Genomic DNA, 7,325 nt, shown 5'->3' on the forward strand with positions numbered 1-7,325 from the left:
TGAATCGACAATGATTGGTCATAACCCGCAAACGCCAGGCGGTGTTGGCGTAGGGATGGGTACCACGATCGCCGTGGAGAAACTGGCATCGTTGAGCCTCGATCGGTTTGCGCAGGGCTGGATCCCGCTGGTGGGCGCAGAGATGGATTTTCTCGAGGCGGTGTGGCTTATCAATGCGGCGCTGGATCGCGGCGTCGACGTGGTGGCGGCGATCCTGAAAAAGGACGATGGCGTACTGGTCAATAATCGTCTGCGACGAACGCTGCCGGTGATTGATGAAGTCACGCTGCTGGAGAAAGTCCCGGAAAGTGTGCTGGCGGCGGTAGAAGTGGCGGCAGCAGGACAGGTGGTTCGGGTACTGTCGAATCCTTATGGCATCGCCACTTTCTTTGCCCTGACGCCGGAGGAAACAAAAACGATCGTCCCGATCGCCAGGGCACTGATCGGCAACCGATCCGCTGTGGTGCTGAAAACCCCGCAGGGCGATGTGCAATCACGGGTGATCCCGGCGGGCAAGATCTTTATCAGTGGTGAAAAGCGCGGCGGAGAAGCCGATGTGGCCCAAGGCGCTCAGACAATTATGCAGGCAATGAACGCCTGTGCGCCGGTCTGCGACATTCGCGGTGAGGCCGGTACTCACGCGGGTGGCATGCTGGAGCGCGTGCGTAAGGTGATGGCCTCGCTGAGCGGGCACGATATGAATTCAGTGCATATTCAGGATCTGCTGGCGGTCGATACGTTTATTCCCCGTAAAGTCCAGGGCGGTGTTGCCGGGGAATATTCAATGGAAAACGCGGTTGGCATTGCGGCGATGGTGAAATCCGATCGGCTACAGATGCAGACGATCGCCCGTGAGCTGAGTGTGCGGCTGAATACGCCGGTTGAAGTGGGGGGCGTGGAGGCCAATATGGCGGTGGCCGGGGCATTGACGACGCCAGGATGCGCCGCGCCGTTGGCGATCCTCGACTTAGGTGCCGGATCCACCGATGCCGCGATTATCCATAACGATGGCACCGTTAAGGCGATACATCTGGCGGGAGCAGGGAACATGGTCAGCTTGCTTATCAAAACGGAGCTCGGCTTGAGCGATCCTTTTCTGGCAGAGGAGATAAAAAAATATCCGCTGGCGAAAGTGGAGAGTCTGTTCAGTATTCGCCACGAGAACGGCGCGGTGGAGTTCTTTCGTGAACCGCTCAGCCCGTCGGTGTTTGCCAAAGTAGTGTATCTGAAAGCGGGCAAAGCCATCCCCATTGAGAACCAGACGTCGCTGGAGAAAATTCGGCTGGTACGTCGTCAGGCCAAGGAGAAGGTCTTTGTGACGAACTGCCTGCGCGCATTGCGGCAGGTCTCACCCGGCGGCTCAATTCGCAACATCTCTTTTGTGGTGCTGGTGGGCGGTTCATCGCTGGATTTTGAAATCCCGCAGATGATCACCGACGCGCTGGCGCATTACGGCGTTGTTGCCGGTCAGGGCAATATTCGGGGAACCGAAGGGCCACGAAATGCGGTGGCAACCGGGCTGGTTTTGGCTGGTGATGCGAAAAAATAGTACAGAAAACCACCACAGCAAGCGTTTGGCTGCGGCATAAATCAAATAAAGGCAACGTTCTCTTTGATATCCCGGCTGACTTGGGTACATAGTATAAAGGTGTTTAATACGCGGTTAATTTTAAGGATAAGAGCATGCCAACAGCAATTGAGAAAGCATTGGATTTTATTGGTGGTATGAACACATCGGCGCCAGTACCCCATTCCATGGACGAAAGTACGGCCAAGGGAATTTTAAAATATTTGCATGATTTAGGTGTGCCAGTGAGCGCAGCAGATGTGATGGCACGCGGTGAGCAAGAGGGATGGAATCCTGAGTTCACAAAAAAAGTCGCTGGATGGGCTGAAAAAGTCGCCTCCGGTAACCGTATCCTTATCAAGAACCCTGAGTACTTTTCGACCTATATGCAAGAGCAGCTCAAAGAACTCGTGTGAGCTGACTATCGAATAACACGCTAACGGACGTTTCCACTTTCAAGGTGGTGGCGTCCAAAAGAGTTGCCCTCAACCAGCCAGACAGTGCCGATTTTTTTGCGTTGGTGCAGATGGACACATTGTGTACCGCTCCGCTTAATTGAACGTGTTGAATCCTCTAATTTAACTTCAGCATTAACATTATCAGATTAACACTGGACGGTGGGGGGGCTTTTACGCTGCCCGGAATGTACGTGGTTACCCTATTGAAACTAAATTTTAATACTTTGCTAAACGACAGTTAAGACTTTTCTCGAATTTATTTATTTATGAAACCTAACTGATAAATCGACATTTCTTTTGTTTTGCCAACCATTTTTCGACGACTAATGTAAGTTTTAAGAATAGAAAACCCTTAAATAACATGGGCTTTAATAGAGTTCGGTTTCTTATTTTATTATTGATAGCACCTCAAATAATAAAACTTATTAAATCATTGAGTAATATTTAACTATTTCATTTTTTAATGTTTTCAGAATTTAACTCTATCTGCTTTGATTTATCTGATTTTTTTCACTTCCTTATTAAGAAGGTATGAAATAATCGTCTTTGTTTTTGCTTTTATTAATTGTTTTTACCTAATGTTTCTATTTTTGCATGGTTATTGCACCTTTGAAAAGAAAAGTATATTTTGGTAAAAAGTTATTGAGGCGTTTAATATGGATTTAATTAATTATGACTCTAGGCTTCGTCATCTTATGGATGTGGATTTTAGGTCCATACTAACGTTTATCGTTTTTGTTGACACGGGCAGTTTGTATGGTGCCTCACTGGTACTTGGTTGTTCTGCATCATCTATTAGCCTGCACTTGAAAAGAGTCAGAAGTTACTTTAATGACACCCTTTTCATACGTGAAGGTCGCAATCTCAATCCTACTGAATATGCTGTGGAATTAAGTCATCAACTTAAACTTGCATTTTATAATCTTGATACTGTCTGTCATGGGGAAAGTGCTGTTGCCGATTGTGCATTAGCTATCGGTGAAAATAAAAATTAATGAAACATAACCATTGGTTATGCTAAATAGTGCTTTTAAAATGTATTCGACAAAAAATAGAGCATAATATGGAAAATTTAAATTTTTCCTACGAGCGGGTATTGGTTATGGACACTATCTATTATAGTGCCCTTGGGCTATGTGCCTTTATTGATAGCCTGGCAGGTCGCTCAATTAGTCTAAGAGTAATGACGCTTTCCGCATTGCAGAAACAAGTGTCAGCCAGTCATGGGGAGCCAGGGCGGGTACTCGTTATTACCGAGTTAACGAGCGAAAGTGAGACGCTGGCGGAAGGATTAGCATTCTTAAAGTTTGCAAAGGACGAGTGGCCTGCAGACCAATATAGTATTATTGTTTTTACCCGTTTACGTGACCCTCTGTTGCTGGCAGTAGTCGCAAATCTTCAACCTATGGGCATTGTTCATCGCGCGGAGGCGATTAATATCTTATCTAAACTCATATTTTTCTCCACTGACGCATCATCAGGCACGATCATGAGTCCGTTGATCACCAGGAAAGTCGGCCAGGTCGGCGGAATTCGATTACCATAAAGGGAATTGCAGTGGTTTGTCCTGCAGACAGAAAAAATAGGACTGAACGAAACAGCGAGGCGAATGGGGATTAGCTATAAAACTGCTGCTACCTATCGGAAAAGAATATCAGTCCGTCTTCAATTAAGTTTACGTGAAATTAATGAAAGAGTGTCACGATTATAAGTGAGAAAGATAATATTGCCATATCCCGCTGTACGGATTGCCGACAGCAATGTAGTCGTGATTTTATTATTAAAGCGATTGTCAGTTTACCTCAGCATGCACAATTTAGGGTTCTCGTTGTGAATAACTATGTGCTTGCCACGACGTTTATGAAATCTGCTCTACGGCGGTTGAGGAAATGTCAGTGCTGGACGTCATTGCATATAAGAGATTCCTTATTGCAGGGCTAATGTCGTTATACAGCAATTGTGCCTCTTCTGTTGGTATTAAACAACGGCCCTCTCTGCTGAATAGTTTTTCTGGAAAACAAGTACAAAATTTTTTCAACGAAAGGCTCACTGCAGACGGTGAACAGTTCATATAGTATGAAGCAGAAACTATCCCTCCTGTATTCATGACTGCGGCAAAAACAAGAATGTTGTTAATCGAAATATTCAGGTTTTTGAATTTTGAAAAATTAGATTGTGTAAGCAATGAATTATCCTTTTGAATTAATTTTCTTAAAAGAATATAAACATATAAGAAAATCAAAACAAACAATATAATAGATATATCTAAATATACGTTTTGATATAATGTAATGAAAATAGAGGGTTAGCCACCCTTTCTGATTTTTCCCTTCAATTCAATGTCGGCATAAGAGGGCTTTTCCTGACATCGGCATCACCAAGGATGTAGTGTTCAAGAAGACATACCTGAGAATGGATGGGGCGCATAGTCGTATTGCATGTTGGGGAAGCGGACCCAAATTGCATCCAAAGAAAAAGGAGTCAGACGATCTCTCATCTAACTCCTTGTTTTGTTTGGTGGCCCCTGCTGGACTTGAACCAGCGACCAAGCGATTATGAGTCATAAAATCGGTATGTTTTTAATTGTTCGTCATTGTCTCTGTTTGTATTTTTAATTATCTATAATCAATCACTTATAAAGTTATTTTTGTTTCTGATTGGTTCTCTCATTTCCCCATTGTACTATCCTTACCTGACCCATTACCTGACCCAAAATGGGCATTGGGTCAGGTAACGCTTATCCTCAGAAAGGTAACCACATGGCCGCTAATCTTACCGAGACTGCTATACGTGGATTAAAGACAAAAAGTACGTCGTACTACGTGTGGAGCAACAGTGCACAGCGTGGTACAGGCAGACTTGGCGTTAAGGTTCAGCCTTCAGGCAGCAAAGTTTTTTATTTCCGTTATTACGTTGAGAAAGGGAAGAAAGAGAAGTTCATCCAGTTGGGCATCTGGCCTGAGATGAAGCTAGTGACGGCCAATGAGTTGGCGAAAAAGTATGGAGCCTGGCTTGTTGAAGGAAAAGAGCCCCAACAAGAGCTTGAGCAACAACGCCTGGCCGAAGAGCACATTAGGCAGATCCATCGCTCTCAAGGATCGTTTGAAGAGCTGGTGCATGGCTACGTTCACAAGATGAAGCTCGACAATAAGCGGACCTGGGCTGATGTTCTGAAGCGTCTTGAAAAAGAGTGCTACACGGTTATCCCTCGAGAAACCAAAGCGAAAGATGTAACACCTCTGCAGATTAAAACCATCCTCTCAGGCATTATCCAGCGTGATGCGGTGGTGCATGCTAATCGGATTCGCTCGTATCTGATGGCGGCATTTAACTACGGCCTGAAAGCTGATAACGATCCGATGAATACCAGCGTAGGTATCACGTTTGGTCTTGAAGTTAACCCGGTCTCGGCCATACCGAAACAGTCTTCGGCGGAAAAAGTGGGTGATACATGGTTAACGCTGGAAGAGTTGCGTGTTGTCATGGAACAGTTCGCCGAAGCTACCAACGTTGGGCCGCTGATGCAGCATCTGATTCGCTTCTGTGTTTATGCTGGTGGGCAGCGTCCGTTTGAAATGATTGCCAGCCAGTGGAGTGCTATTGATTGGCAACAAAAGACGTTGCTGGTCATAGCAGATGTATCGAAAAACAAGCGTGAGCATCTGATCCCGCTGACTGAATCGGCACTACAGGAATTAGCCTCAGTGAAAGAACTGACTAAGGAAAGCAACAGTCCCTATATCTTCCCACTCTCGACCAATGGAGATCGACCGGTACGTACTGATAGCTTGGCGCGTTCCATCATGTATTTCCGAGCTTTTAATCCTGAGTTTAAAGTTTTCACAGCGCGAGATTTACGTCGGACCTGTAAGACTCTGATGGGGGAGGCGGGGATCAGCAAAGAGATCCGCGACCGTATTCAGAATCACGCTCTGAATGATGTCAGCTCGAAACACTATGACCGTTATGATTACCTGACTGAAAAGCGCAGAGCGCTTGAGATCTGGGAAGACCGAGTTAATAACTATCAACGGCAGCAGGAAAACAACGTTGTGAACTTGTTTGGGCGGAGGTAAGAGCTTGTCAAAATATGAGCTTAATTCTGCAGAGGAGCGCTATCAGCCGGGCTCTGGAGACTTAGTGCTGGCTAATAAGCTGGGATTTATTGATGAACAGGAAATGGAGGCGCTGGAGTCTGGCTTGCTGCTGATGCTGTATGAGCAGCTATTTATTGAGGGCCAGCCGCCTGAGGCGCTGGCTTTTGAGCACATCAGCAGGTGGCATCGCAAATGGCTGGGGAATGTGTACGACTGGGCGGGGAGGCTGCGTAATGCCAATCTAACTAAGGATGGCTTTCAGTTTGCGGCTGCCGACAGGATTCCGCTGCTGCTTGATGGCTTCGAGAAGCAGTTTCTTTCTCGGTCTGGTGAACTCAAATCCCTGGCTCGCCTGGAGCTGGTAAGTTATCTGGCTGAATGCCATGTGGAGTTTATTTTGATCCACCCATTCAGAGAAGGTAACGGGCGTCTGTCGCGGCTACTTTGCGATGTGCTGTCGGTTCTGGCAGGGAAGGGCTTACTTGATTACAGCCTGTGGGATGAGCACAAGGCGTTTTACTTCAAGGCAATACAGGCGGGTGTCTCAGGGAACTACAGCCCTATGATGCAACTGGTGAGCGACATCTTGCCAGATTAACGGGCGAGGCCAACGGCTTTTGCCTGTGCCTGATTTTGTTTGAGTTGCTGCTCAATTTTTTGCACAGAGACACCGGTTTCGATCGCGGTTGAGCTGGCGACGGCACGGTAGATTTGAGTCCTGGTGATCTGAGTATGTGATGTTTTTTTTGTCATGTGAGATCCCTTTTTACTGCACTGATTCTAGTTCGGAAGGAGAATGCTAGCAAGGTTATCATTAATAGTTAGAAGGGCGGCGTATGCTTGTCTTGCCCAAAAATCTGGTTCTTTGTTCTCCATTCGCTGCAGAAGGCAATGAGTTTTCTAGTCATCTGTATTTTTTGACTGTTGCGTGATTCTTGAATTGCCACCATATGATACACATCTATTTTTTTAGATTAATTTATACAGTTTGTGATTTAATTCACATTCAGAAGTTGTTTTTTTTGATTCTAAAAACGATGTATTTTTATGTTTCTCTTAATAGAAATCATGTATGATAAACGTAATAGTTAAAAGCGCTATCTTTATTATATAATTAGTAGGGGGATGTTTGTTTACTTTAGATAACAAAAATAATAATGCAGTCGAGACTGGCAGTTTCTGGATTGGCCCCTATATTTCCAT

Annotated in this window: 7 protein-coding genes; 6 read left to right on the top strand and 1 reads right to left on the bottom strand. The window is 45.6% G+C overall.

Annotated elements, in window-relative coordinates:
* The 6 genes from FDW95_RS02450 to FDW95_RS02480 all read left to right on the top strand — a co-directional run.
* Positions 1 to 1,549, top strand: a 1,549-nt coding sequence (locus tag FDW95_RS02450) for a diol dehydratase reactivase subunit alpha (RefSeq protein WP_249358877.1), incomplete at its 5' end; no start/stop codon positions are given.
* Between the two features lie 134 nt (positions 1,550 to 1,683).
* Positions 1,684 to 1,983, top strand: a complete 300-nt coding sequence (locus tag FDW95_RS02455; RefSeq protein ID WP_115257453.1) for a DUF1889 family protein — start codon at positions 1,684 to 1,686, stop codon at positions 1,981 to 1,983.
* A gap of 698 nt (positions 1,984 to 2,681) precedes the next feature.
* Positions 2,682 to 3,020, top strand: coding sequence for a LysR family transcriptional regulator (locus tag FDW95_RS02460; protein ID WP_115257454.1), 339 nt, complete (start codon positions 2,682 to 2,684; stop codon positions 3,018 to 3,020).
* Positions 3,021 to 3,088: 68 nt separating this feature from the next.
* The gene (locus FDW95_RS02465) at positions 3,089 to 3,571 is read left to right on the top strand and encodes a hypothetical protein (protein WP_137363402.1); all 483 of its coding nucleotides are present in this window, start codon (positions 3,089 to 3,091) and stop codon (positions 3,569 to 3,571) included.
* 1,213 nt (positions 3,572 to 4,784) lie between these two features.
* Positions 4,785 to 6,101: a site-specific integrase gene (locus FDW95_RS02475; protein ID WP_115064751.1), complete on the top strand. Its 1,317-nt coding sequence runs from the start codon at positions 4,785 to 4,787 to the stop codon at positions 6,099 to 6,101.
* 4 nt (positions 6,102 to 6,105) lie between these two features.
* Complete coding sequence (locus tag FDW95_RS02480; RefSeq protein ID WP_170972974.1) at positions 6,106 to 6,720, top strand: Fic family protein; 615 nt, start codon at positions 6,106 to 6,108, stop codon at positions 6,718 to 6,720.
* On the opposite strand, the gene FDW95_RS02485 is transcribed toward FDW95_RS02480, so the two are convergent.
* A complete protein-coding gene (locus FDW95_RS02485) occupies positions 6,717 to 6,875 on the bottom strand; it encodes a hypothetical protein (RefSeq protein ID WP_103161909.1) in 159 nt (52 codons plus the stop codon). The genes FDW95_RS02480 and FDW95_RS02485 overlap by 4 nt on opposite strands.
* Between the last annotated feature and the right edge of the window lie 450 nt (positions 6,876 to 7,325).

Source organism: Citrobacter sp. wls718 (assembly GCF_005280945.1).
GTDB lineage: Bacteria > Pseudomonadota > Gammaproteobacteria > Enterobacterales > Enterobacteriaceae > Citrobacter > Citrobacter gillenii.

Bases quoted from the DNA above. Each gene is read 5' to 3' on its own strand.
- FDW95_RS02475 (WP_115064751.1), top strand. From the start codon at position 4,785: ATGGCCGCTAATCTTACCGAGACTGCTATACGTGGATTAAAGACAAAA.
- FDW95_RS02465 (WP_137363402.1), top strand. From the start codon at position 3,089: ATGGAAAATTTAAATTTTTCCTACGAGCGGGTATTGGTTATGGACACT.
- FDW95_RS02455 (WP_115257453.1), top strand. From the start codon at position 1,684: ATGCCAACAGCAATTGAGAAAGCATTGGATTTTATTGGTGGTATGAAC.
- FDW95_RS02460 (WP_115257454.1), top strand. From the start codon at position 2,682: ATGGATTTAATTAATTATGACTCTAGGCTTCGTCATCTTATGGATGTG.
- FDW95_RS02485 (WP_103161909.1), bottom strand. From the start codon at position 6,875: ATGACAAAAAAAACATCACATACTCAGATCACCAGGACTCAAATCTAC.